At 66.2% G+C, this 23,570-nt stretch carries 23 protein-coding genes; 5 read left to right on the forward strand and 18 right to left on the reverse strand.

Annotated elements, in window-relative coordinates:
* Window positions 1–249: 249 nt before the first annotated feature.
* The 5 genes from EDF55_RS07665 to EDF55_RS07685 are packed head-to-tail and all read right to left on the reverse strand — an operon-like array spanning window position 250 to window position 5,307.
* Window positions 250–645 carry a low molecular weight phosphatase family protein gene (locus EDF55_RS07665; protein ID WP_123654328.1) on the reverse strand — a complete coding sequence of 132 codons (396 nt, stop codon included), beginning with the start codon at window positions 643–645 and terminating at the stop codon, window positions 250–252.
* A 14-nt stretch (window positions 646–659) separates the two neighbouring features.
* Entirely contained in the window at window positions 660–2,057 is a 1,398-nt protein-coding gene (locus EDF55_RS07670; protein WP_123293749.1) for an FAD-dependent oxidoreductase, read from the reverse strand.
* Between the two features lie 21 nt (window positions 2,058–2,078).
* Entirely contained in the window at window positions 2,079–2,495 is a 417-nt protein-coding gene (locus tag EDF55_RS07675) for an arsenate reductase ArsC (protein WP_123293748.1), read from the reverse strand.
* 20 nt (window positions 2,496–2,515) lie between these two features.
* Window positions 2,516–3,913: an arsenic transporter gene (locus tag EDF55_RS07680; protein WP_123293747.1), complete on the reverse strand. Its 1,398-nt coding sequence runs from the start codon at window positions 3,911–3,913 to the stop codon at window positions 2,516–2,518.
* A gap of 5 nt (window positions 3,914–3,918) precedes the next feature.
* Entirely contained in the window at window positions 3,919–5,307 is a 1,389-nt protein-coding gene (locus EDF55_RS07685; RefSeq protein WP_123654329.1) for an FAD-dependent oxidoreductase, read from the reverse strand.
* A gap of 116 nt (window positions 5,308–5,423) precedes the next feature.
* Between EDF55_RS07685 and EDF55_RS07690 the strand changes: the two genes are divergently transcribed.
* Both EDF55_RS07690 and EDF55_RS07695 read left to right on the forward strand, forming a co-directional pair.
* Entirely contained in the window at window positions 5,424–5,777 is a 354-nt protein-coding gene (locus EDF55_RS07690) for a metalloregulator ArsR/SmtB family transcription factor (RefSeq protein WP_123293745.1), read from the forward strand.
* Window positions 5,778–5,863: 86 nt separating this feature from the next.
* On the forward strand, window positions 5,864–6,112 hold the full coding sequence (locus EDF55_RS07695; RefSeq protein WP_123293744.1) for a hypothetical protein: 249 nt from the start codon (window positions 5,864–5,866) through the stop codon (window positions 6,110–6,112).
* 479 nt (window positions 6,113–6,591) lie between these two features.
* Here the strand turns inward: EDF55_RS07695 and EDF55_RS07700 are convergent, their stop codons facing one another.
* Window positions 6,592–8,253, reverse strand: a complete 1,662-nt coding sequence (locus EDF55_RS07700; RefSeq protein ID WP_260235856.1) for a DUF1254 domain-containing protein — start codon at window positions 8,251–8,253, stop codon at window positions 6,592–6,594.
* Between the two features lie 316 nt (window positions 8,254–8,569).
* Between EDF55_RS07700 and EDF55_RS07705 the strand changes: the two genes are divergently transcribed.
* On the forward strand, window positions 8,570–8,797 hold the full coding sequence (locus EDF55_RS07705) for a hypothetical protein (protein WP_123293742.1): 228 nt from the start codon (window positions 8,570–8,572) through the stop codon (window positions 8,795–8,797).
* A 260-nt stretch (window positions 8,798–9,057) separates the two neighbouring features.
* Here EDF55_RS07705 and EDF55_RS07710 read toward each other — a convergent pair whose 3' ends face one another.
* Genes EDF55_RS07710 through EDF55_RS07720 form a run of 3 tightly spaced genes read right to left on the reverse strand, consistent with a single transcriptional unit; the run spans window position 9,058 to window position 11,872 of the window.
* Window positions 9,058–9,870 carry an AAA family ATPase gene (locus EDF55_RS07710; RefSeq protein ID WP_123293741.1) on the reverse strand — a complete coding sequence of 271 codons (813 nt, stop codon included), beginning with the start codon at window positions 9,868–9,870 and terminating at the stop codon, window positions 9,058–9,060.
* Window positions 9,870–11,264 carry a Mu transposase C-terminal domain-containing protein gene (locus EDF55_RS07715; RefSeq protein WP_123654330.1) on the reverse strand — a complete coding sequence of 465 codons (1,395 nt, stop codon included), beginning with the start codon at window positions 11,262–11,264 and terminating at the stop codon, window positions 9,870–9,872. Before EDF55_RS07715 ends, EDF55_RS07710 begins: the two co-directional genes overlap by 1 nt.
* Before the next feature lie 5 nt (window positions 11,265–11,269).
* Entirely contained in the window at window positions 11,270–11,872 is a 603-nt protein-coding gene (locus tag EDF55_RS07720) for a recombinase family protein (protein WP_123293853.1), read from the reverse strand.
* A 577-nt stretch (window positions 11,873–12,449) separates the two neighbouring features.
* Between EDF55_RS07720 and EDF55_RS07725 the strand changes: the two genes are divergently transcribed.
* Window positions 12,450–13,145 carry a potassium channel family protein gene (locus EDF55_RS07725; RefSeq protein ID WP_123293739.1) on the forward strand — a complete coding sequence of 232 codons (696 nt, stop codon included), beginning with the start codon at window positions 12,450–12,452 and terminating at the stop codon, window positions 13,143–13,145.
* Window positions 13,146–13,179: 34 nt separating this feature from the next.
* On the opposite strand, the gene EDF55_RS07730 is transcribed toward EDF55_RS07725, so the two are convergent.
* From EDF55_RS07730 to EDF55_RS07750, 5 genes are all read right to left on the reverse strand, one after another.
* Window positions 13,180–14,541, reverse strand: a complete 1,362-nt coding sequence (locus EDF55_RS07730) for a dihydrolipoamide acetyltransferase family protein (protein WP_123293738.1) — start codon at window positions 14,539–14,541, stop codon at window positions 13,180–13,182.
* Entirely contained in the window at window positions 14,538–15,554 is a 1,017-nt protein-coding gene (locus EDF55_RS07735) for an alpha-ketoacid dehydrogenase subunit beta (RefSeq protein ID WP_123293737.1), read from the reverse strand. Before EDF55_RS07735 ends, EDF55_RS07730 begins: the two co-directional genes overlap by 4 nt.
* Window positions 15,551–16,642 carry a thiamine pyrophosphate-dependent enzyme gene (locus EDF55_RS07740; RefSeq protein ID WP_200849223.1) on the reverse strand — a complete coding sequence of 364 codons (1,092 nt, stop codon included), beginning with the start codon at window positions 16,640–16,642 and terminating at the stop codon, window positions 15,551–15,553. The genes EDF55_RS07735 and EDF55_RS07740 overlap by 4 nt, the downstream gene beginning before the upstream one ends.
* Complete coding sequence (locus EDF55_RS07745; protein WP_260235857.1) at window positions 16,639–17,136, reverse strand: uracil-DNA glycosylase family protein; 498 nt, start codon at window positions 17,134–17,136, stop codon at window positions 16,639–16,641. Before EDF55_RS07745 ends, EDF55_RS07740 begins: the two co-directional genes overlap by 4 nt.
* 131 nt (window positions 17,137–17,267) lie before the next feature.
* The gene (locus EDF55_RS07750) at window positions 17,268–18,332 is read right to left on the reverse strand and encodes a TDT family transporter (RefSeq protein WP_235035965.1); all 1,065 of its coding nucleotides are present in this window, start codon (window positions 18,330–18,332) and stop codon (window positions 17,268–17,270) included.
* A 152-nt stretch (window positions 18,333–18,484) separates the two neighbouring features.
* Here EDF55_RS07750 and EDF55_RS07755 point away from each other — a divergent pair, with 152 nt between their 5' ends.
* Window positions 18,485–19,405: a LysR family transcriptional regulator gene (locus EDF55_RS07755; protein WP_235035966.1), complete on the forward strand. Its 921-nt coding sequence runs from the start codon at window positions 18,485–18,487 to the stop codon at window positions 19,403–19,405.
* Window positions 19,406–19,452: 47 nt separating this feature from the next.
* Here EDF55_RS07755 and EDF55_RS07760 read toward each other — a convergent pair whose 3' ends face one another.
* The 4 genes from EDF55_RS07760 to EDF55_RS07775 form a co-directional block, all read right to left on the reverse strand.
* Window positions 19,453–19,935 (reverse strand): hypothetical protein, encoded by a 483-nt coding sequence (locus EDF55_RS07760; RefSeq protein WP_123293733.1) that lies wholly within the window; start codon window positions 19,933–19,935, stop codon window positions 19,453–19,455.
* Window positions 19,936–19,973: 38 nt separating this feature from the next.
* On the reverse strand, window positions 19,974–20,222 hold the full coding sequence (locus tag EDF55_RS07765; protein ID WP_123293732.1) for a hypothetical protein: 249 nt from the start codon (window positions 20,220–20,222) through the stop codon (window positions 19,974–19,976).
* A 71-nt stretch (window positions 20,223–20,293) separates the two neighbouring features.
* The gene (gene ctaD / locus EDF55_RS07770; RefSeq protein WP_123293731.1) at window positions 20,294–22,051 is read right to left on the reverse strand and encodes a cytochrome c oxidase subunit I; all 1,758 of its coding nucleotides are present in this window, start codon (window positions 22,049–22,051) and stop codon (window positions 20,294–20,296) included.
* A 618-nt stretch (window positions 22,052–22,669) separates the two neighbouring features.
* Entirely contained in the window at window positions 22,670–23,419 is a 750-nt protein-coding gene (locus EDF55_RS07775) for an ABC transporter permease (protein ID WP_235035967.1), read from the reverse strand.
* Window positions 23,420–23,570: the final 151 nt, after the last annotated feature.

A 23,570-nucleotide genomic window follows, 5' to 3' on the forward strand; every position in this document is an offset into this window, starting at 1 on the left:
GCGACCGTATGACGCGCCCTTACTGAGATTCGTTCCGGACCACCTATGTGCGACGGAGCTGCCCGGCGCCACGTAGGACGGAACGGCTCACCGCCCCGAGTCAGCGAAGTGCCCAGCCAACGACCGGCTGTCGGGACGGAGTGAACGTCACCGCACCTCGTCAGTCTGCAAACGTGGATGACCTATGGTGTGAGCAGCTTTGCTCCGTGTCGTGAGTCGGACTTCGCTCCGTGTCGGGTTGGCCGGTTGCTACGGCTGCAGGAGCTCTCGCTCGATGCGTTCCGCGACGGCGTCCCGCATCGGTCGCACGTCGTCTGGCGACCAGGAGGTCGGGTCAGGGAACGACCACTCCAGGACCGTGCCGCGTGGTTCTGCAGGCAGCTCAAGGCCGGGCTTCATAAGGACGACGATGTCCGCCTGTTCGAGTAGGTCGGGCGTCACGCGCCGGGATATGCGTCCGGTGATGTCGAGGCCGAGCTCGTCCACGGTCGCGGCGATCGAGGGGTTCAACTCGTCGGCTGGGCTGATGCCGGCGGAGGTGGCCGTGTACCGGTCGGGTGCGGCGAGTTCGAGGAGTGCTGCGCCGAGCTGGGAGCGGCCGGCGTTGTGCTTGCAGATGAACAGGACAGTGGGCTTCGTGGTCATGGACGCAGGTTCGGTCAGTTGGTGCAGCACGAGGTGTTGCCGGTAGCCGAGTCAGGCGGAGTGCAGCAGGCAGCGTCCTCAGCTGCGGGAGTGGCAGTGGCGGCCGGGGTGGTGCAGCAGGAGCTTCCACCGATGTCGGTGGAGCAGACACCCGTTTCGGGGAGGACGAGTTCGAGCTGTCGGGCTCCGGTGTGGTCTCCGGCGAGTTCGGCGGCGATGGAGCGGACCTGCTCGTAGCCGGTGAGGAGCAGGAACGTGGGTGCGCGGCCGTAGGACTTCATGCCGGCGATGAAGAAGTTCGGCTCAGGGTGCGCAAGCTCCGCGACACCGTGCGGGGGAACAGAGCCGCAGGAGTGCAGGTTCGGGTCGATCAGTGGTGCGAGGGCTCGTGGTGCTTCGACGATGTCGTCGAGGCCGAGGCGGATCTCGCGGAGCATGTCGAGGTCGGGTCGGAACCCGGTCGCGTTCACGATCACGTCGACCCTCACCTCGAACGGCTCTCCGGCACGTCGGCCGGTGACGGTGACCTGGTCGCCATCGGGTCGGACGTCGTCGATCTCGAACGACGCGATCTGCTGCACCTGACCGGACTCGACGAGCCCGTGGACGGTGGAGCCGAGCTGCCCGCGGGCAGCGAGCCCGTCGGCGGCGTCCGCTCCGAGCCGGGCGGTGCCCGGGTTACGAATCGCCCAGAGCACGTCGGTACCCGGCGCGGTCTTGGCGAGGCTGGCGAGCTTGATGAGTGTGTTTGCCGCGGAGTGGCCGGCACCGACGACGAGGACCCGACGACCGGCGAACCGGTCCCGGTCTGCGCCGAGGACGTCAGGCAGCGCGTGGACGACCCGGTCGCCGAGGTCCGCGGCAGGTGCAAGCCCAGCGGCGGTGAGGGGGTTCGGGGACGTGTAGGTGCCGGAGGTGTCGACGACCGCACGCGCGGTGACGTCGTGTGTCCCGTGGGCGGTGTGGAGGCGGAGCAGGAATGGGGTGTCGGCGCGGCCGGTGGAGCGGGTTCGGTCCATGCCGTGCCGTGACACGGCTTCCACGCGGGTGCCGTACTGGATCACCGGTGCGAGCTGCGGGGTCGCAGCTAGGGGTGCCAGGTACGTGTCGACAAGGTCGTGACCTGTGGGCAGCGATGACGCCCGGGGCGTTTCCCAGCCGGTGGCTTCCAGGAGACGCTGAGCGGCAGGGTCGATGACGTATTGCCACGGGGAGAACAGGCGAGTGTGCCCCCAGGCGCGGACGCTGGTCCCAACCGTCGGGCCAGCTTCGTAGACGACGACGTCGAGCCCCTGCTCGAGGAGGTGCGCGGCGGCAGCGAGGCCGACGGGGCCGGCACCGATGACGGCAACGGGGAGCCCGGCGAGGCGGTCCGCGTCGGTGCGGAGTGGGACGGTGAGGGTGAGCGTCATGGTCTGCGGCTTCCTTGTCGGTTACGCGGTTGCTTCGGTGGGCAGCAGCTCGGCGAGGAGCGTCTGGACGCGGTGCTTGATGTCGTCGCGGATGGGTCGGACGTCGTCGATGCCGCGGCCGGCGGGGTCGGTGAGGTCCCAGTCCTCGTACCGCTTTCCGGGGAAGATCGGGCACGCGTCGCCGCAGCCCATCGTGATGACGGCGTCGGAGTCGCGGACGGCGTCGGTGGTGAGGATCTTCGGCTGGTTGCCGGCGATGTCGATGCCGTCTTCGGCCATCGCTTGGATCGCGATCGGGTTGATCTGGTCCTTCGGCTCACTGCCTGCGGAGAGGACCTCGACGCGGTCGCCGCCGAGGGCCTGGGCGTAGCCGGCGGCCATCTGGGAGCGGCCGGCGTTGTGGACGCAGACGAACAGGATCGTGGGCTTGTCACTCATGGGTGTGTGTCTTTCCGGGTTCAGTGGATGAGGGTGAGCCAGCCGGCGAGGGCGGCGAGGGTGATGGCGAGGACGGGGATGGTGAGGACGATGCCGGTGCGGAAGTACTGCCCCCACCCGATGTGGATGCCCTTCTTCTCCAGCACGTGCAGCCACAGCAGCGTTGCGAGGGAGCCGATGGGGGTGATCTTCGGGCCGAGGTCGGAGCCGATCACGTTGGCGTAGACCATCACGTCGTGCGTCAGCCCGGTCGCTCCGGCACCGCTGATGGCGAGAGCGGCGATGAGGACGGTGGGCATGTTGTTCATCAGGGACGCGAGGATCGCGATGGTGAACCCGACGCCGAGCGCGGTGACGAGGACCCCGTGGTCACCGAACACGTCGAACAGCGTCGCGAGGTGGTCGGTGAGGCCCTGGTTCTGGAGGCCGTAGACGACGAGGTACATGCCGATGGAGAACAGCACGATCTGCCACGGCGCCTCCCGGATCGTCTTCCACACCGGAATCACCCGCCCCGACGGCGCCCCTGCTCCGCCACCAGCGGCACGGACGGTGGCGGTGCCGCCGGTGGTAACGAGGACCGGTGCAGACGCAGTGCGGGCGAAGAGGAATGCAGGCTGCCGGGCGGCAACGAGCACGATCACGACGGCACCGACACCGGCGACGGCTGCGAGGGGGACGCCGAGTGGGTCGGCGGCGAAGTAGCCGACGAGCAGCAGTGCCAGGACGACCCAGCCGGCGCGGAACGTCGCTCGGTCCTTCACCGCGGCGGCGGGGTTAGTGAGGGCGAGGACGTCATACCGCTTCGGGATGCTCCTGCCGAAGTAGGCCAGCAGCATGCCGAGGGACGCCAGGACCGAGACGATGCCGACGGGGATCATGACGGCGGCGTACTCGGCGAAGCCGAGGTGGAAGTAGTCGGCGGAGACGATGTTGACCAGGTTCGACACCACAAACGGCAGACTGCCGGTGTCGGCGATGAACCCGGTGGCGAGGATGAACCCCAGCGCTGCCTTCTGCGGCATGTTCAGGGCTCGGAGCATCCCGACGACGATCGGGGTGAGGATCAACGCGGCACCGTCGTTGGCGAACACCGCGGCGATGACGGCGCCGAGGCCCACGATGAGGACGAACAGCAGCCGTCCGTTGCCGCGGCCCCAACGGGCGACGTGGAGGGCCGCCCACTCGAAGAACCCGGCCTCGTCGAGGATCAACGAGATCAGCACCACCGCGACGAACGTCAGCGTCGCGTTCCACACGATCCCGACCACTGTCGGGACGTCGGAGAGGCCAACGACAGTGGTGGCGAGGGCGACGACGGCGCCGATGAGCGCGGTGTAGCCGATCGGGAAGCCCTTGGGCTGCCAGATCACCACCACGAGCGTCGCGACGAAGATCGCCGCCGCGACCACAGCCATCACCATCAGGCGGTCACCCCGGCCTGGTTCGCCGCTGCGGCGGCGCGTTCCCAGCCCTGCGCGGCGACCTGCACGGCGTCCCACGGGGATCCGAGCGGCGGCGTGTAGGAGAGGTCGAGATCGATGACGTCGTCCACGGTGAGCTCCGCGTAAAGGGCAGTGGCGAACGTGTCGATCCGCTTGCTGATCTCCGCAGTCCGCTGACCGACGATCTGCGCACCGAGGAGCCGGCCCGTGGACTGGTCGCCGGTGACGCTGATCGTCAGCGGCACCGCACCCGGGTAGTACCGCTTGTGGTCATCCGCCACCGTCACCCGCGTCAGCGGCGACACGTCCAGTGGGCCGGTCTCGTGCTGGCGGAGGCCGGTGCGGGCGGCGACGAGGTCGAACACCTTCACCACCTGCGTCCCCACGGAACCTGCGAAGACCTTGCTACCACCGAGCATGTTCTCCCCGGCGACGCGACCCTGCTTGTGCGCCGTCGTACCGAGCGGCAACCAGGTCGTGCCGAGGAGGCGGTGGTGCGTCACGACGCAGTCACCCGCAGCCCACACATGCGGCACCCCAGTCCGCATGGACGCGTCGACGACGATCGCGCCGGCCTGACCCAGCTGCACGCCGGCAGCGACAGCGAGGTCCGTGACCGGGCGGACACCGACACAGACCACGACGAGCGCAAACGTGCCCTCCGCATCACCGGACGTCGAGCTGGTGGCGACGCGCCACTCACCGCCGGCGGTTGGTGTGATCCCGGTGACGGTGGAACCAGTCAGGACGGTCGCGCCGTGGCGGCGGACCTCGGCGGTGACAAGGGAGCCGAGTTCTGGGTCGAGGGTGGAGAGCACTTCCGGGCCGCGCTGGATCAGCGTGGTGTCGAACCCACGGGCGACGAGCCCTTCGGTCATCTCCAGGCCGATGTAGCCGGCACCGACGACCGCGACCCGGCTCCCCGCCGGCAGCAGCTCGAGGGCAGCGACGACCTGCTCGGCATCAGTCATGGAGTGCAGCAGGTGAATGCCCGGCTCCCCGAACGGGACCCCAGCCGGACGCACCGGCTCGGCGCCGGTGCCGATCAGCAGCTCGTCGTAGGAGATCTCATCCTCGCCGGCGGGACCGATGACGGTCAGCAAGCGACGGTCGACGTCGACGGCGGAAGCCCACGTGGAGGAGCGGACGGTCATACCGGCGGCCTCGAGGTCGGCGCGGGAGCGGTGCGCGAGCGACGCTTCCGTGGCGACATCCCCGGACACCCAGTACGGGATACCGCAGATCGAGAAGTTCGGGAACTCATCCGCGAGCACCACCGTCACATCCGTCGACGGGTCGAGTTCACGGGCGCGGAGCGCCGCGGCAATGCCGGCGTCACTGCCACCGACGGCGAGGAGGTGAGTCATCAGGCTGGTCCTTCAAGGATCGAGCGGGAGCCGAAAGACGGCGCGTACATCGAAGCACGTCGATATCGATGAACGCAAATATAGACGCGTGTCGAAGTCCGTGGGAGGATGAGCCCATGACGATCGAGCTGCTTCCCATCCAGGACGTCACCGCGTGCTGCTCGCCAGTCACCACCGAGCCGATGGACCAGGCGTCCGCTGAGGTCCTGGCGAAGTCGCTCAAGGCGATCGCCGACCCGGCGCGGCTCCGGCTGATCTCGATGGTCGCCGCGCACGACGGCGCCGAGGCGTGCGTGTGCGACCTGCAGGAACCGCTCGGCCTGTCCCAGCCGACCGTGTCACACCATCTCAAGGTCCTCGTCGACGCCGGGATCCTCCACCGCGAGAAGCGCGGCACCTGGGCGTACTTCTCCCTAGTCCCCGGCGCCTTGGACACCCTCGCCGGGCTGATCACCGCCCCGACGAAGTAGCCCGACATGGCATCGCCACGGGTGCCGTCAGTGGTGCCCGTGAATGACGGCGCGGTCGACGCCGGCGCGTAGGACTGGAACCCCCCGTGCTCCCAGACGACGAAGAGTGGTGGACCAAGGAACGCGCTTGCCGCCACATCGGCATCACCGCGCGCACGTTCAACCGCTACATCGACGCAGGGGTGCTCGCCGTCAAGGTGAACGGAACCGTGTACGTGCAGAGAGGCCCGTTCCTGGCCGAGTACCGACGACGACTTGTCGCCCGCCGAGACTCGCGCTTCAAGAGCCAGCCGCCCGAAGAGCCCGACGATAGCCAGCCGCTCGGATCCGCGTAGTTGCAGGCCTGTCCGTTTCGGCAGTACGCTGAACCCGCGTCGAGCGTGTGCGCCCAAAAGCCGATCCCCACTGGGTCGGCTTTCTTCATGCCAGCTTCTGGCCGTACCATCGAGACGCTCGGGTGAAGTGCATCTCCTTCCGGAGTTGCGGTCACCCGCGACGCGCGCTACCACGCAGCAGAACTGCCTCATCAGCCGGACCCACTTGGGGCCGGCTTTTTTCATGCCCAGAATGAGGGTGAATCGCCCCTCGGTCTGGCGCAGCTTCTCCGCTCCTACGCACGGATGCCGTGAGCCGCCAAGTCCACCAGCGGCATTAGCGGCGCTGTCGGTCCTCATCGGCACCTCGAACCCCGCGCACCTCGCGCGGGCCTGGCGGACTTGGCCACGCCCTCAGGGAGGAAAGCCTGTGGCCGGTTTGTTCTGTGTCGTAGCTCTAGCTGTCAGATTCGTCGCGTAGCTCGCGACGTCGACGGGACTTACCGTTCGGTGCGCACGATTGCGGGCGGGGTCCAGCGCCCGTCGAGGACCTCGTCACCTGGCTCGTACATGCGCAGGACCGGACGGAATCGTCCCGCGGGGCTCGGCAACCAGTTCGCATCGGGCGACTCGGGCTGCTGGTGCGCGATGGTGACCGTGAGTGCACCGTCGGCGTCTTGGGCGACGTCCGGCGTGCGGTCGCCGATCGAGTAGCGGTTGATGGGGTTCGCGACGAGGAAGAAGTCCGGCACTCCGTACATCGTGAGTGACCAGAACGCACCCACCGGCGGCGGTGGTGCGAGGCGGAAGGTGTACTCGTGCGTGCCGTCGAGCTGGTCGCCGTGATCGTCGACGAACGTCATCACGTAGGCCGCTTCGTAGGCGTGGTTACCCCACAACCCGCCGAGCGCCGCACCGGCACGCTCGGCGTAGCGAACGGTCGGATCCTCGATGCGGAACCGCTCGTCGTCGAGCGCGCCGACCTCGAAGAAGTCGAGGTTGTAGTCGAACACGTGCAGCGTCATCTTCCAGCCGTTCACCTGCGGGCTGGAGCCGGACTCGAGGATCTGCCGCAGTCGGGCTGAGGCCCCCTCGAGTGCGGACGTCAGGGCCGCCACGGCGTCGTCGGGCAAACCAACGTACGGCGACGCCGGCGAATTCACGCCGAGCCCCGCGAAGGACCGTTGCACTGCGGCGTCACGCGGCGCCGGCGGGAACTGCTGCGACCAGACGCGGAAGCGCTCGAGGAACGCCAGCGCGTCCGGCACTTCCGGGTCGGGAACGGCCAGCCCGTGTGGTGCAGCATCAGGCGTGCGGGGAGTCAACGTCGTCGCGTCTTGGAGCGCGTGCACCGTCGGGAGGTCGGTGTCGCCGTCGACTGCCCACCGTCCGACGATGGAGGCAACCGTGGTCGGGAACCTGATGACCGTGTCGTCATCGTCAGGTTCGCCGTCCCAGTCCGGTGGCACGAGCAGGTAGTCGCCTGCGGCGGTGCCGGTGGCGCGGTGTCCGACGTAGGCGAAGTTGTTCGTCCAGGCATCGACGAACTGCAGCACGTAGTACCGCCCTGCCGTGTCGGGCACGTGCAACGTCACCGGCCCGCTGCTGAGGTCGACTTGAGCCATCGAGTAGAGCGTGTCGTTGTTGATCGTCACGAAGGTGTCATCGGGGCCGGCAAGGGTGCGTCCGTGACTGAAGGTGTTGAACGCAGCGGCCGGTACTGCGCCGATGCCGTCCGTCGTGAACCGCAGCACCTGGAGCAGGTTGAACACCAAGGGGAACCCGTAGATGTACGCGTTCGTGACGAGCTGCACGTCGATGTCGCCTGTCAGGGGATCGTTCGATTCGGCCATGCCGCTGAGTCCATCCGCCGAGCCCGCCGAGGTCGCCACCCGAAACAGGTGGTCTTCCGTGCGGCGGCCGCCCAGCTGGTCGCAGGGAGTGCGGTGCAGATCACCACTCTCCTGGGGCGCCGGCCAGCGCAGAAGGCGGGGGCGAAGCTCGCCTTTAGAAGCCCCCCCCCCCTCGGCGCGGCACCTGACCGCCACCGTGACAGCGACAGTAGGCGGAGACCGCGGTAAGCGCGGCGACTGTCCACGAAGTTCTTGCCGAATGCCCGTCAGATGTGTCAGCATCGTCGTGCGTTCATAGTGCGCGCCCACAGCCGGTCCTCTGGATCGGCTTTTTTCATGCCCGGCCGCTCCGCTACTGTGAGACCCGCTCGGCACGCGTCTGCCCGGAATCTCCCGGGTGTCGCATCCGCTCTGTACGCTGACACTGAAGACAGCACGACCCTGCCTCTGGCCGGCCCTCTCGGGACCGGCTTTTTTCATGCCCTGATCTGAGTAGGGCATCCGTGGGAAGCGCTCGACGCTCCTGCTATCCGCCGCCGCACCTCGCTGCGCGTCGGCGCCCTCATGCCCCCACCCGAAGCCGGGTGGGTTCTGGCCACATCTGGCCAACCCCGAAGGAGGCATCATGCCCATCACCGACACGGTGGACATGCTGACGGCCTCCGGTGGTACCGCTGCCCTGACCGGCGTCATCGCCGTCGTCGGTGGCGTGCTCAGTGTCGTCCTGCCCAAGCAGGTCGTCGCACTGATCCAGCACGTCATCGATGTCATCGACGACCGCACGCTGGCCAAGGATCCCGAGCGCGCTCGCATCGTCGCAGACCTGCGTCGAGCACGCCGAGGGCAGAAGTAACCGCCGGCTCAAAAAGCCGTCCCTCATTCGGTCAGGAGAGCTCTGTCTGCCGGACGTATCAAAAACCTCCGATTCCGCTACAGCGGGCCGAGGTCGCGGTGAGACATCGGCGACAGCGGCGTGTCTTGTAGCGAAACCCAGTCCCGGAATCTACGTCCCGCTACTACCCCGTCCAACGAGTTTCGCTACGTTCTCTTCATGGGTCCTCGTTGTGAGCGGCAGCGCCTCATGGCCCGGTTCGGGCATCGTTCTTTGGCTTGTTAGCTGACGCCAATGACAAGAGTGCTGCGGGCGGCTTCGATGACGTCGTTGGTGATGACGTCGAGTTCGTTGATGCGGAGCACGCGTTGGATCTGCGGGAGGAGTCGTTCAAGGAGGCGGAAGTTACCGCGGGTGATCCGTTCGATGGCGGCGACGGCTTGGGCGTCGGTGAAGTCGTCAGGGTCGAGGGTGTGGCCGAGCTTTCGCCACTGGCGTTCGAGGACGAACAGCAGCTCGTCGTGGCCGAGTGGGCGGTACTGGTGTGCGAAGCCGAGACGGCTGTAGAGCTGCGGGTAGTGCGCGAATTGCTTCTCGATGCCGGGCATCCCGATCAAGATCAGCGCTGTGCCTGTGCGGTCGTACTGATCGCGGAGCCACTCGATCGCGGTGGCGGTAAGCCGTTCCGCTTCGTCGACGATGACGAGCTCGAGCTGGGACGGTGGTTGACCGTGGCGGTAGCTGACGGTGTGACCGATGAGTCGGAGGTGTTCCTCGACGAGGATGTTCGTGTGGCGTAGGTCGTAGTCGAGCTGGTCGCGAAGGGACCGCAGGGAAGCAGCGACCTGCGGCGTGTAGAAGACGGTGCGCGCTCGGTGGGCAGCGGCGTAGACCTTGAGGTCGCTTTCGGATCGAGGACCCCATTGCTTGATGAAGGGTCCGATGAGGTCCCAGTGTGCGTAGCGGCGGGCCGAGAGCGTCTTGCCGACGCCGGCGGCGCCGAAACAGATTCCGATGGTCTGTTGCTTGCGAACGGCGTCGGCGAACTCCGTGAATCGACGGTGTTCCTTGGTGACGACGAACTGGTTGGGCATCACTGGTCCTCCTCGTAGGTACGGAGCCTCCGTCGGCGCTGCTGAGATACGGGCTCGGACGGTGGCTCCTGCGCTGGCGGATGTTCGACGACAGCGATGCGTTCTTGGATCTGTCCGCGGAGCGCTCGGCGGTGCGCGTTTCTCGCGGCCTGGATCTGTTTGAGGGAGACGGTTTCGCTCTGGTGTTCCGGGTTGACTGCGGTGCAGAGGTAGATGTTGCGGTGGAACACGCGGATCTCGGTGATGTCTCGTGGGTCGTAGCGGATCGTCACTGTCGCCCCGACGAACGGTGCCAGTGTTGGTGACGTGGAGCGAAGGCCCTGGAAGCGGATGCCGTCGCGTTGCACGATCCGGGACGCCGGCACGGTCAGGAGAAATCCGTCGAGCTGTTCGAGGGAGTCGGGCATGCGGGCCAGCCAGCCGCCAGCGATCCATGCGTCCACCGGGGACTGTTTCGTTTCCCGGTGAATGCGAGTGTTGTAGCGGCCGATGAACGCCACGACAGCCGCATCGAGGCCAGCGAGGTCGAGGACTGGTGACGGAGCGGGCGTCTTCGTCGTCAGGTGGCCGGGCAGGCCGGTGAGCAGTTCCGTGTTGACGGTGCCAAAGAACCGCTCAATCTTTCCGCGGCCTTGCGGTCGACCGACTGCGGAGTGCACGATCCGAAGGTGCAGTGATCCGGCGGTTGCACTGAGTCGGTGGCTGGTGAAGTCGGACCCGTGGTCGACGTAGAGCACGTTGGGGATGCCGCAGATGGGCCAATCGGGTTGGACCTTGTGCCAGATCGCCTGCCGGAGAGCGAGCGCGGTGTTCGCCGCCGATGGCGCACCGAGGAACACCAGATACCCGCACACCGCTCGGGAGTAGTCGTCGAGGATGACGGTCAGCCAAGGACGAGCCGGCCTCCCGTCCGGGCCGACAATCAGGATGTCGAGCATCGTGTGATCGGCCTGCCAGACCGCGTTCGGCTGGTCCGCTCGACGCCGGAGGAGCAGCTCGTGTTTATCCCGGTACGATGCAGGCCCGTCGAGCGCCAGGGTCACCATCCCTGGGTCGAGAGCGCGCACGATGTTCTGCACGGTCGAGTACGACGGTGCATCGGCGTCGCGGCCAGCGCAGCGCTCGACCAGGCGCCGGTGGATGGTGGCGATCGAAGGTCGTGGCCGGGTCAGGGCCAGTGCCTCAACCAGAGCCACGAGATCCGGCGATGTGCGCCTGACCCCACGATCCAGGCGAACACTGTCGGAGAGCGCGTCGTAGCCGCCTGTTCGGTAGCGGGCGAGCCACCGCGTCAGGGTCCGACGCGGCACACCCGTTGTGCGGACGAGCTCGGCAAGCGGAATCGCGTCATCGACATGCAGTCGAAGGATTCGCCACCGCTCGTCCGCGTCCACGGTCGCTACATCGACGGGGAGGGCTTGGTGCGTCGAGCGGTCATGACCTCGGTGTGCTTCGCGAGCGTGCGGTAAATGGTCGTCCTGCTGACTCCGAGGACGTCTCCGATCTGCGCGACGGTCATGTCCTGCTGCTCGTACAACCGGCGCGCCGTTCGGACTTGGTCAGAGGACAGCCGCGGTGGACGCCCGCCGGTGCGGCCACGGGCGCGAGCCGCAGCAAGGCCGGCATTGGTGCGCTCCTTGATGAGGTCCCGTTCGAACTCCGCCAGGGCCGCGAACACGTGGAAGACGAGGCGGCCGCCGGGCGAGGTGGTGTCAATGGTCTCCTGCAGCGACCGGAATCCGACACCACGGTCCGCGAGGCCGTGCAGCTGGTCGATGAGGTGCCGGATCGAGCGCCCGAGTCGGTCGAGACGCCAGACGACGAGTGTGTCGCCGGGGCGGATCTGGTCGAGGAGCTTGTCGAGTTCTGGTCGGTGCTCGAGTGACCCAGACATGGTGTCGACGAATACGCGGAAGCAGCCGGCAGCGTTCAGCGCATCGACCTGCAATGACGCGTCCTGGTCGGTGGTGGATACACGCGCGTACCCGAGGAGGTGCCCCATGAAGAGAACGTAGCGAAACTCGACCAGGAGGGGTAGAGGCGACACGTAGATTCCGGGACTGAGTTCCGCTACAAGACACGCCGTCTCGCATATTGCCGGAGCGTCGGTTCGGACAGTTGTAGCGGAATGGTTCGTTATCGGCACATAGCTAGATCCGGGCTTTGCAGGGAGCCGCTGCGGGTGGTGCTCTCAACGATGGCGTCCGTTTGCCGGTGACGGGTGTGGCGTTGCCAGGACGGGGATGACGCGGGCGCAAGCGTGGAGGGTGAGGTGTCGCATGACGCTGTCGATGGCCATACCGCCGCTGGCGACCACGGCGCGGAGTTCGGGGAGCATCTCGAGCAGTCCGGCAAGTGAGCGACGGCCGCGCCCGATGTCGTCGGGTCGGACGGGAATCGGTGGTTCCCGCGAGGTGAGGGTTAGGCGCAGGATCTGGCGTCCCAGGAGTCCGGTTTCGGGCGGCCCGCTCGGAGCGGGGGTCGACGTGGTCGCGGGGAGGTCTTCGGTAGGTGCTGGCTGAGGCGAGGGGCAATATCGTGCACATGTGAGGTGGACACAGCAGCGGTGGGAACGGGTAATGCGGTGGCCGCTTGCGATCGCGGCGGGAGCGTTTCTTGCTGCGTATGCGGTGGAGGTGCTCGCCGATCATCACGGCCGCAGCGCGTTCGTGTCGGATGTTGTGATCAACGTCACGTGGGCGATGTTCGTGGTGGACTACCTCGTGACGCTCCTGTTGGCGCGTCATCGTGGTCGGTGGTTCGTGCACCATCTGGTGGACCTGGCCGCTCTTGCGTTGCCGTTCCTGAGGCCTTTACGGCTGTTGCGGCTCGCGCAGCTGTTCCGAGTCCTGCAGCGGAGCACCGGGGCTGCCGTTCGCGGGCGAGTGATCGTGTACGTGATTGTGACGACAGCTTTGCTGGTGTTCGTGTCCGCGTTAGCGATCCTCGATGTGGAACGGCATGCCGACGGCGCGACGATTGTGTCATTCGGGGATGCGCTGTGGTGGGCGTTGGTCACGATCACGACCGTTGGGTACGGTGATCTGACCCCGGTGACCGAGACAGGTCGGTTGATCGCCGCGGGAGTGATGATCAGTGGCATCGCGCTGCTGGGTGTAGTTACCGCGACAATCGCGAGCTGGATCATTGATCAGGTCGGTCGACGTGACGACGAAGCACAGATCGCGACCCGGCGTGAACTACGTGAACTGTCTGCCGAGATCCGGTCGCTGCCGGAGGAGCTGCAGCAACGTCGACCGCCGTCGGGTGAATGATTCCCTGCCACGGTGTCCAGATCGTTCCGTGGCGTCATAGTAAGAGTGAGATCGGGTCTTCAAGGAGGCTGGTGAGCGTCTGTAGGTATTGAGCGGCGAGGGCGCCGTCGATGACGCGATGGTCTGCGGAGAGCGTGAGGCGGATCCTGTGGCGGACGACGAGGTTGCCGTCGTGTACGGCAGCGTCCGCCGTCGCTGCTCCAACGGCGAGGATTGCGCTTTCGGGCGGGTTGATGATGGCGGTGAAGGACTCCGCGCCGAACATGCCGAGGTTACTGACGGTGAACGTGCCGCCGGTCATGTCGGCGGGTTGCAGTTTCCGATCCGCCGCACGGGCGCTGAAGGATCGGCTGGCGGCGCTGATGCTGCTGACGCTTCTGGTGTCGGCATGTGTCATGACCGGGACAACGAGGCCGGCCGGCGCGGCCATCGCGATCCCGATGTTCACTGCAGTGTGCTGCGTGATCGCAGGATCCGGGTCGTCTTGGTAGGAGACGTTGATGGCCGGGTGCGCGGCCAGGGCGAGGGCTGCGGCCTTGACGATGAAGTCGTTGAGGCTGACTTTCGCGGTGTCTTGTCTGATCCGTGATGCGTTCACCATGGTGCGCAGATCAATGAGGGCGTCAGCGTCGGCGACGGCGGTGACGGTGAAGTGCGGGATGGTGCGGGCGCTCTCGGTGAGTCGGCGAGCGATCACCTTCCGCGTCCCGGTCATCGGCGTCGTCACGTCCGCGTCGGTGTCTTGCTGATGGTGTGTGGAGGCGCTGCCAGGCACGGGGAGCGTTGCCGTCGACGGGACATCGTGCTCTAAAGCTGCAGCACTCTGGTCCGCGTCGATGATGGCTTCGACATCAGCCCTGACAAGGCGGCCGCCGGGGCCCGATCCGTGAACGGTGGCGATGTCGACGTGGTGTTCGCGAGCGAGTTTGCGTGCCAGTGGGGACGCGAACGCGATGTGCTCTGCCGGCGCGGGTATGCCTTCGGAGCGTTCACGCTGTTGCGGCTCCACGGGGGGATCTTCCGATGTGCGTGCGGGGTGGTCGTGCTCGGATGATGTGTCGAACGCGGGAGCGGGGACGAACGTTGGAGTGGTCGGCGATGTGTGCTCATCGGCGGGCGAGTCCGCGCGTTGGCCATCCGCCGGGCTGAGCGCGGGGCCGGAACCGTCGTCGAGCGTCGCGATGGGAGTCCCTATCGCAACGTTCTCTCCTTCGGGAACGAGGATCTCCGTCAAGGTGCCAGCGTCGTAGGCTTCGTATTCCATGGTGGCTTTGTCGGTTTCGATCTCGACGAGGATGTCGCCGACTTCGACGATGTCGCCGGGGTGCTTGTGCCAGGCGGAGATGGCGCCTTCTTCCATCGTGTCCGACAGCCGCGGCATGGTGATCTGGATCATCGGGACGTTCCGTTCCGGTCGGAGGCGCGCCAGCCGACCGCGTGGAGGGTTTCGTGGACGGCGGTAATCGCGTCCTCGAGCGCGGGAAGGGCCACCGTTTCGAGGGGCTTGGCGTATGGCAGGGGAACTTCGGCCATCGCGACGCGGCGGACTGGTGCGTCGAGGTCGTCGAAGGCGCCGTCGGAGATCGACGCGGCAAGCTCCGCGCCGATGCCGTAAGTGAGCCAGTCGTCTTCAAGGACGACCGCGGCGTGGGTCTTCCGCACGGAACGGATCACGGTCTCGCGATCGAGTGGGCGGAGGCTTCGCAGGTCGATGACTTCGGCGTCGATGCCGTCCTCGGCGAGCCGTGTTGCTGCTTGCCGCGCCAGGTGCGCGGTGCGTGAGTAGCCGATGAGCGTGACGTCAGACCCGACGCGGCTGACAGCGGCGCGACCAATTTCGACGTCGTCGACGTCATCGGGTACGTCGTCCTTGATGTTGTAGAGGGCGAGGTTCTCGAGGAACAGCACCGGGTCGTCGTCCCGGATCGACGCACGCAGGAGCGTACGTGCGTCCGCTGGGGTGGACGGTGCGACGACTTTCATACCGGGTACGAACGCGTAGTACAGCTCCACGTTCTGCGAGTGCGTTGCACCGAGCTGTTGACCGCCGCCACCTGGTGTGCGGATCACTAGCGGTACGCGGCTCTGCCCGCCGAACATGCCGTAGATCTTCGCGGCGTGGTTGACGATCTGATCGAGTGCGAGGAGGGAGAAGTTGATGGTCATGATCTCCACCACCGGTCGCAGTCCGAGCATCGCGGCACCGATCGCGGCACCGGTGAACCCTTCTTCCGCGATTGGGGTGTCGCGGACACGGCGTGGCCCGAACTCCTCGAGCAGCCCCTGAGTGATTTTGTACGACCCTTCGAATATCCCGATCTCTTCGCCGAGCAGGAGCACGTTCTCGTCCGCGAGGAGTTCCTCGCGGAGCGTCATCCGGAGCGCGTCCCGGTAGCTCATCACAGTCATCGGGTCTGCTCCTGACTTGTCGTGGCGGGATAGTTCGTGTCAGTGGGCGGTGGGAACAGCGGCTGTGCAGGGAGCCGGCGCGTGTCGTTCGGGACCGGTGTGGCGTAGGTGTAGTCGAACAGGGTGCTGGGGTCCGGGTGGGCGCTGTTCGCGGCGTAGTCCGCTGCCGCGGTGGCTGCAGCGATGGCGGCGGCGTCCATGGCGGCGGCGGCATCGTCGTCGATGATCTCTGCGGCGATCAGCGCCGCCCGGTAGGCGGCGACCGGGTCGTGCTCGCGGAGCGCTTCCGTTTCGCTGTCGGTGCGGTACTTCGCCGGGTCCACCACCGAATGGCCTTTCAAGCGTTCGGTGGTGAGTTCCAGCAGGAACGGCTCATTTCGACGCGCTGACGCGAGTGCGCGGGTCATCGCTTGCTGCACGGTGACCGGGTGCAGCCCGTCGGCGCGTTCGGCGGCCATCCGGTAGGAGGCAGCGCGCTTGTACAGTTTCGGTTCCGCGGAGGCGTGTTCGACGGTCGTGCCCATCCCGAGCTGGTTGTTGATGATGACGTACACGATCGGCAGATGCCACAGCGCGGCGAGGTTCAACGACTCGTGGAACGCGCCGATGTTCGTCGTCCCGTCTCCGAGCGTGCACACCACGACCTCGTCGCCGCCGCGGTAGTCGATCGCGAGGGCTGCCCCGGTGGCGAGCGGGATTTGCCCGCCGACGATCCCATAGCCGCCGAGGAGCCTCGCGGTGAGGTCGAACATGTGCATGGAGCCGCCCCAACCACTGGAAACCCCGTCGACGCGGCCGTACAACTCCGCCATCACCCGGTTCGGGTCGATTCCGCGGCCGATCGCGTACCCGTGCTCCCGGTAGTTGGTGAACAGGTAATCCATCGGCTGCATCGCGGTCGTGATCCCGGCGACCGCAGCCTCCTCGCCGAGATTCAGGTGGCAGTATCCACCGATCAGGGCTTGCGTGTAGGCGCGGGCGGCGCGTTCCTCGAACCGCCGCACTCGGAGCATCAAGGACAGCAGCTCAGCTTGTTGCTCTTCGGGGATGTTGTCGGGCTCTTGCGTCGGCGTTGTGCGGGAGGTCATAACGGTCTGCTGCTCCTTTGCGCAATTGCCCATCCGACCCGTAACGCATTCACGGCGCGGAGGTGTTGTTCGGCCCGGTGCCGACCGTTGGCCGGTGAGGGGTGTGGCGCGGCGATCACCGGTAGCACAGTCGGGGCGTCTGTCATGGTGAGGTACCGCATGACGCCGTCCAGCGCCGTGGCTCCGAAGGTGACGATCGCGGCCAGTTGCGGAAGCGAGGCAAGGAGCGTCGACAGCGCGGGGATGCTTTCCACCAGATCTGCTCGCGTGGGTCTTCTCGCGAGTTCCCACGGCACGATATTCCACCGCAGGTACGCCGTACGCGGCAGCCCAGATTCCGCACGCGCGCGCCTGAACGCAGCCACTGTCGGGCCGGGATTGTCCTCGCTGCAGATCGCACCCGCGCCGACCGCGATCGTGGCGGGACCGGGCGATTCCATCAGCACCAGGACCTGGGATTCGACCCCACCGGAGTGAGCGTCGAAGCCCGGCACGAATCGCCTGGTCCCATCCGGTGCGAGCCGCCACATCTCCGCCAACCCGTTCAGCGACCGAACATCCGCCGGTGCGAACGTCCGACCGGTGTCGCGCACAGCGGCGGCAGCATCACGTGGTGATCGCCGCATCAAGCTGGCTTCGGGGGCGCGAGGAGGGTGCCGCGGATGACGGAGCCGTGGAAGGTGCGGACGGCAACAGTGATCCACGCGGCGACGAGGCCGGCGTAGTACAGGACGGCGAGGCCAGCGACGACGGTGAGTCCGGAGTGCAGGGCCAGGCCGTTCAGGCCGGTGACGCAGGTGCCGACGGGGAACGTGAACGACCACCAGGTCAGGCTGAACGGGAGGTGCTGCTTCGCGGTGCGGATGGTGATGGCGAGGGCGATGACGGTCCACAGCAGCGCGAAGCCGAGCATCGCGAACCCGTACACCAGCGCCACGACCAGCAGGGCATGCGCGGTACTCGCATCGACAACGGTGGGGGCGTTCGAGGCGAGGAGGTTCACGGCGGTGATCGACTGCCCGACCGGCCCGAGGACGATCCACAGAGTCGGGACCATGCCGGCGGCGCCGACCTTGTGCTGCGCGAGACGGTTCCAGATCAGGGTGATCACGACCAGGGACGTGATGAGGCTGAGGCCGAAGAAGCCGTAGCAGGCCCACAGCAGCGTCTCCCGTGCCTGTCCGGCGGGGGCGTAGGACAGGAGGAGCGCTCCGGTGGAGGCGGACACCATCGGCGGGACGATCGGCATCAGCCAACCGCCGAACGCGGAGTCGGGTTTGTTCTCGTGGCGGGTGAACGCCAGGTACGGCACGAGCACTGCCGTGAGCAGTCCTCCGATGGTGCCGATGGTCCAGAGGACCCAGTCGATGGTGACGGCGGCGGGGAGGCCGATCCAGTCCTTGCCGAGCAGGATCGTGCCTGCACCGACGGTGAGAAACGCCATTGGCGGGGCGCCGTAGAAGTGCGAGATGACCGGGTGCAGGTGGTGCTTCGCCGCGGTGTCCCGGTAGCGCACCCAATGCAGGACCGTCGCGATGGTGAGGGCGATGAGCAGGATCGCAGCGATTGCCCACACCACCGTCGCGCCAGTGCGCAGCCCTGGGAACTGCAGCGGGAGTGATGCAGCGGCGACGGCGACGATGCCGGTGCCCATGATGGATGCGAACCAGTTCGGAGTCAGGTTCGACACGATATGCCCTGGCCGATCGAGCTCTCGGAACACCGTGCGCCGCTTTGGGGCACCGTGCCGCTTGGTCGTGCTGGGTGCCGGTGCGGTCTGGGTGGTCATGCAGGCAGTCTGACCCCGACCTCGGGCGGGGTGGAACCACGAACTGTTTCGGGGTGGCACAATCATGGTTTGTGAAACGTCGTGTGACGGACCGGAAGCTGGATCTCGACACGTTGGACGTGCTGCAGCGTGTCTCGGAGTCGGGCTCGTTGTCGATGGCTGCGAGCCAGTTGGGCATCACTCAACAGGCGGTGTCAGCGCGGATTGCGGCGGCGGAGCGGATGGTCGGGGTGCAGCTGGTGGTGCGTTCCTCGTCGGGTTCGTGGCTCACCGATGCTGGGGCGACGGTGATGGAGCTTGCCGCACCGGTGTTGGATGCGGCAGCACGATTGGAGGCAGGTGTGCATGCACTGCGGCTGCCATCGGGCACGATCACGGTTGCCGCGTCGCAAACGATCGCGGAGTTGATGTTGCCGGAGTGGTTGTTGCGCTCCCGTCGTGCGGCGCCGGAGATCAGTGTGCGCATGTTGGCGGGGAACAGCACCGACGTGATCGGGTACGTCCGCACCGGCGCCGCTGACATCGGGTTCGTTGAGGGGCCACACACGCCGGTGGATCTTCATGCGATGCCGGTTGCGGACGATGAGCTCACGGTGGTCGTTGCGGCAGAGCATCCATGGGCGTCAGCGGCGTCTGTGACGGCGGCGGATGTCGCCGCGACACCGCTGCTGGTGCGCGAGCAGGGATCGGGCACGCGCGCTGTCGTGGAAGGGTGGTTGCGTGACCAGGGGTTGACGATGGTGGAACCGGCGGCGCAGCTTGATACCACCGCGGTGATTCGCGCGAACGTTCGCTCAGGCGTGGCGCCGGCGGTGATGAGTGTCCGTTCGGTACGTGCGGATGTCGACGCTGGGGTCCTCGTGCGGGTCCCGGTCGATGGCCCATCACCGCTTCGGCGGTTTACCGCGATCTGGTCGACGCCGCCATCAGCCGCGACCGCGGCGTTCCTGCACACCGCAACCCACCCGGTGTAGTCGTCTGCTGGCGAACCGGAGCTGGCGGCCACGGCTTCGCGGGGTTGTCATATTGCGCACGCGTCGTTCCATTCACGGAATGGTGTGTTGGGGTTGGAAACGTCGATGATGGCGTTCGCTGCGGATCGCGGTTCGTCTCGTTGCGTGAACGCCTGCGCGGCTCCGACATCACGGATGGGCGCGCGGACAATGCCGGTACTGGCCCAGATCGTCCAGTCCCAGAGCCCTCGAGCGGGCACTTGCAACAGTCCCCATCCGGTCACGATGAGCACGTCCGCTCCTACCGGGTCGCTGCGGAAGGGAATCGCCACATCCGCTCGTGCTCCCATCGCGGTGATGACCGAAGTGATCGTCTCGTGTTGCACGGCGTAGCCAGCTGCAGTGACCGCGTCACCGAGCGCCGTCGCAACCGCGTGCACGGCGTCGACGGAATCACCATCGACCGCGATGATCGATCGCCGGCCGGCGTACTGCGTGCTCCACTGATGCACCACGTCGCGGTACACGCTGGCGATGGTGTGGGGGGTCATTGGTGCTCCCTTATGTGGCGGCGGGTGTCGGGGACGGATCAAACGGCATGCAGCAGCGGAACGAACAGTGCTGCGGCAGCGATCAAGACGACGAGGGAGACGCCGGTGAGCAGCAGCCGCTTCTGCCGGCGGGGTTGCCCATCTGGTGCGTCGCCCCACACGCTCGCCCGGACGGTGATCTGGTGCGCATCGCCGACCAGACGGCGGATCGTCGGATCGGACAGGTCCAACAGTCCGTTGCGGGCATTGGCCGAGATCTGCGCAGCTTCCCGCATGCTCATCGACATCCGCGACACGCTCCGATCACGTTCCGCGTCGTTGGCACTGAATCGTCTGCGAGACCGACTCGTCCGTTGCATCAGAACGTCTGCCCGTTCTCGTCGCCAACCTGCTTGACAGAATTGCCATGCACCACGGGGCCATCCGGAGCATCTGTGAATGGGCCGCGCCCGATCGGGATGCCAGCCTCAGGGTGATTCAGGTCGAACGCCGGGGACTCCGACCGGATCCTGGGGATCGAGGTGAAGTTGTGTCGCGGCACCGGACACTGGGTTGCCCACTCGAGGGAGCGACCGTACCCCCATGGGTCATTGACCTGCACCTTGGGTGCCTTCCGAGCCGTGATGTAGATATTGAACAGGAATGGCAGGAATGAGATCCCGAGCAGTATCGACCCGATCGTGGAGACCTGGTTCAGCCAGGTGAACCCGTCCTGCGGCAAGTAGGTCGCGTAACGGCGGGGCATGCCGATCACGCCGAGCCAGTGCTGCACGAGGAACGTGGTGTGGAACCCGAGGAACAGTAACCAGAAGTGGATCTTGCCGAGCCGTTCGTTGAGCATCTTCCCGGTCCACTTCGGCCACCAGAAGTAGAAACCGCCGAACATTGCAAACACGACGGTGCCGAACACGACGTAGTGGAAGTGGGCGACGACGAAGTAGCTGTCGGAGAGGTGGAAGTCCAACGGCGGAGACGACAGGATCACGCCGGTAAGGCCACCAAAGGTGAAGGTAATGAGAAACCCGACAGCCCAGAGCATCGGTGTTTCGAATGTCACCGAGCCGCGCCACATGGTGCCGATCCAGTTGAAGATCTTCACCCCGGTCGGGACTGCGATCAGCATCGTCATCAGTGAGAAGAACGGCAGCAGGACGCTGCCGGTGACGTACATGTGGTGTGCCCACACGGTCACCGACAAGGCTCCGATAGAGATGGTGGCGTAAATCAGTGTCTTGTAGCCGAAAATCGGCTTTCGGCTGAACACGGGCATGATCTCGGAGATGATGCCGAAGAACGGCAACGCGATGATGTACACCTCGGGGTGCCCGAAGAACCAGAACATGTGCTGCCACAGCAGCGCTCCACCGTTGGCGGGATTGAAGATCTGCGCGTCGAAGACACGGTCGAGGCCGAGGCCGAAGAGGGCAGCGGCCAATACCGGGAACGCGATCAGTACCAGCAGCGCAGTTACCAGGACGGTCCAGGAGAAGATCGACATGCGGAACATCGTCATGCCGGGGGCACGCATGCAGATGATGGTGGTGATGAAGTTGACCGACCCGAGGATTGATGCGAATCCGACGAGGATGAGCCCGAACACCCACAGGGTGCCACCGAGGCCTGGCGTGAAGGTCGTGTCCGACAGTGGCGCGTACGCGGTCCACCCGAACGATGCTGCACCCTGCGGAGTCAGGAAACCGCCCACAGTGATGAGGCCGCCGAACAGGTAGATCCAGTACGAAAAGGCGTTCAGTCGGGGAAACGCGACATCCGGCGCGCCGAGGTGCAGCGGCATGATCGCGTTCGCAAAACCCGAGAACAACGGTGTCGCGAACAGCAGCAGCATGATCGTGCCGTGCATGGTGAACAGTTGGTTGTACTGCTCCTTTGTCGCCACGATTTGGAGGCCCGGTTCGAACAGTTGCGCGCGGATCACGAGGGCCATGACGCCGGCGAGGAGGAAGAACATGAATGAGGTCATCATGTATAGGTAGCCGATGACTTTGTGGTCGGTGGAGGTGATCCACCGGACAATGATGTTTCCTTTTGCGCCGGTCCGGGGCGCATCGAACACGGGCACCCCGGTGTCGGTGGTGCGCGGGGTTGTGGCGGTCATGAGCTGCCTTTCGACATGCAGTGCAGAGACTGGTTGGGCGAATTCTGCCGGCTCGCTGGGGTCACACGAATAGGACGGCAGCGATCAGGCACGCACTGGGGCTGGCATGAGCCCAGCAGCGCTAGCAGGCTGGCGGTGACGCACCCGGGTCGTGGCATGTGACTGCACCACCTGCTCAGCTTCGGTGACGACGTCGGCGACTGCCTGGTCGTGCATGTCGAATGCATCCGTCGCGACGTAACACCGGCTGCGAGCCGTTCCGTTGAGCGGTCCACCCGAACGTTGATTGGGGCGCATCAGCATGGCTCTCCTGTTCGTGGAAGCGTTCCTGCCGATCTTCCTCGCCGCTCGGGCGGTCGGCAACGGAGATTCGGTTGTGACCACACAACGGCGTGTTGTGTGCGGCGGCGGTTGCGACGCGCAGCGGGCGACTTCCATGCCACCGAGCATCATCGGCACGGTGCACTGGTCGGCACGGTGCACTGGTCCGTGTCGTGGTGTCAGCTCGGCGGAACCGGGCCGGGGTTCACTCGAGCGAACCTGCGTCGGGAGGAAGGGGCGGCGGCGGACTGAGTTTCCTCTGTGCCGGCTGCCGGTGCCGCGCGGGATTTCCGGGTGTCAGCGTGGTCGCGTGGGGCGGGTTGCAACGGGAGCGAGCCAGGCGGTGAGTGCGGTGGCCACGATGCTGCCAGCGCCGATGATGACGGCGAGGACGACGATCTGGAATCGTCCGGCCTCGATGGGCGAAACCCCACCGAAGACCGCGCCGACGAACGCTCCGGGAAGCGTGACCAGCCCGGTCGTTTTCGTCTGGTCCACTGTTGGCACCAATGCTGCGCCGATCGCTCGGCGGACCTGGTCGACGGTGGCCTGCCGTGGCTGCGCTCCAAGGGCGAGCCACCCTTCGACTTCGTCCCATCGGTCATCGACGAGTTCGACGAATCGCCTTCCGGATAAGGTCGAGATCGTCATTGTGTTCCCGATCACGATGCCTCCGATCGCGAGAACGTATCGCGGGGTGAGCGCGATGGCCCCGGTTCCGAAGACGAGTACGCCGGCGACCATGATTCCTGCAGCCATGCACGTCGCGACTGGGACAATGCGAGCGCGGAGCGTGCCGAGCCGTCGAGCTGAGGTAATGGCCGCGACCGTGAACATCACCAAGAGCGCGATGGTGATCAGCGCCGGCGAGCGGATGATCCCTGTCAGCAGCACGCTGATCGCAGCCAACTGCAACACCCCCCGCCCAACTGCGAATGCTGGAGCCCACGGTGAGGGTGCGCGCACTGCCAGCAACACCGCCGCCGTAACACCGACGAGAGTGACCACGCCGACGAGAGTGCGGACGGCTTCATCGGAATTGATCAACTCGCTCCTTCCACCGGCGGCCGCCACGCGCTCAGGTTGCAGGCGTACCCAGATCGGGAAGAAAAGAAGGTGTGTCCGGCCAAGGCGCGCGTCCCCTTGCCCTCGGGCAGGACCGCCCGCCTGAGCATCGTTGATTCGGTCCGCCGGATCG

The organism is Curtobacterium sp. ZW137 (genome assembly GCF_003762905.1).
Classification (GTDB): domain Bacteria; phylum Actinomycetota; class Actinomycetes; order Actinomycetales; family Microbacteriaceae; genus Curtobacterium.

Bases quoted from the DNA above. Each gene is read 5' to 3' on its own strand.
- EDF55_RS07685 (WP_123654329.1), bottom strand. From the start codon at position 5,307: ATGACTCACCTCCTCGCCGTCGGTGGCAGTGACGCCGGCATTGCCGCG.
- EDF55_RS07665 (WP_123654328.1), bottom strand. From the start codon at position 645: ATGACCACGAAGCCCACTGTCCTGTTCATCTGCAAGCACAACGCCGGC.
- EDF55_RS07765 (WP_123293732.1), bottom strand. From the start codon at position 20,222: ATGTCGATGAGCATGCGGGAAGCTGCGCAGATCTCGGCCAATGCCCGC.
- EDF55_RS07730 (WP_123293738.1), bottom strand. From the start codon at position 14,541: ATGATCCAGATCACCATGCCGCGGCTGTCGGACACGATGGAAGAAGGC.
- EDF55_RS07740 (WP_200849223.1), bottom strand. From the start codon at position 16,642: ATGACCTCCCGCACAACGCCGACGCAAGAGCCCGACAACATCCCCGAA.
- EDF55_RS07735 (WP_123293737.1), bottom strand. From the start codon at position 15,554: ATGACTGTGATGAGCTACCGGGACGCGCTCCGGATGACGCTCCGCGAG.
- EDF55_RS07680 (WP_123293747.1), bottom strand. From the start codon at position 3,913: ATGGCTGTGGTCGCGGCGGCGATCTTCGTCGCGACGCTCGTGGTGGTG.
- ctaD (WP_123293731.1), bottom strand. From the start codon at position 22,051: ATGACCGCCACAACCCCGCGCACCACCGACACCGGGGTGCCCGTGTTC.
- EDF55_RS07725 (WP_123293739.1), top strand. From the start codon at position 12,450: ATGCGGTGGCCGCTTGCGATCGCGGCGGGAGCGTTTCTTGCTGCGTAT.
- EDF55_RS07675 (WP_123293748.1), bottom strand. From the start codon at position 2,495: ATGAGTGACAAGCCCACGATCCTGTTCGTCTGCGTCCACAACGCCGGC.
- EDF55_RS07710 (WP_123293741.1), bottom strand. From the start codon at position 9,870: ATGCCCAACCAGTTCGTCGTCACCAAGGAACACCGTCGATTCACGGAG.
- EDF55_RS07670 (WP_123293749.1), bottom strand. From the start codon at position 2,057: ATGACGCTCACCCTCACCGTCCCACTCCGCACCGACGCGGACCGCCTC.
- EDF55_RS07720 (WP_123293853.1), bottom strand. From the start codon at position 11,872: ATGGGGCACCTCCTCGGGTACGCGCGTGTATCCACCACCGACCAGGAC.
- EDF55_RS07690 (WP_123293745.1), top strand. From the start codon at position 5,424: ATGACGATCGAGCTGCTTCCCATCCAGGACGTCACCGCGTGCTGCTCG.
- EDF55_RS07760 (WP_123293733.1), bottom strand. From the start codon at position 19,935: ATGACCCCCCACACCATCGCCAGCGTGTACCGCGACGTGGTGCATCAG.
- EDF55_RS07705 (WP_123293742.1), top strand. From the start codon at position 8,570: ATGCCCATCACCGACACGGTGGACATGCTGACGGCCTCCGGTGGTACC.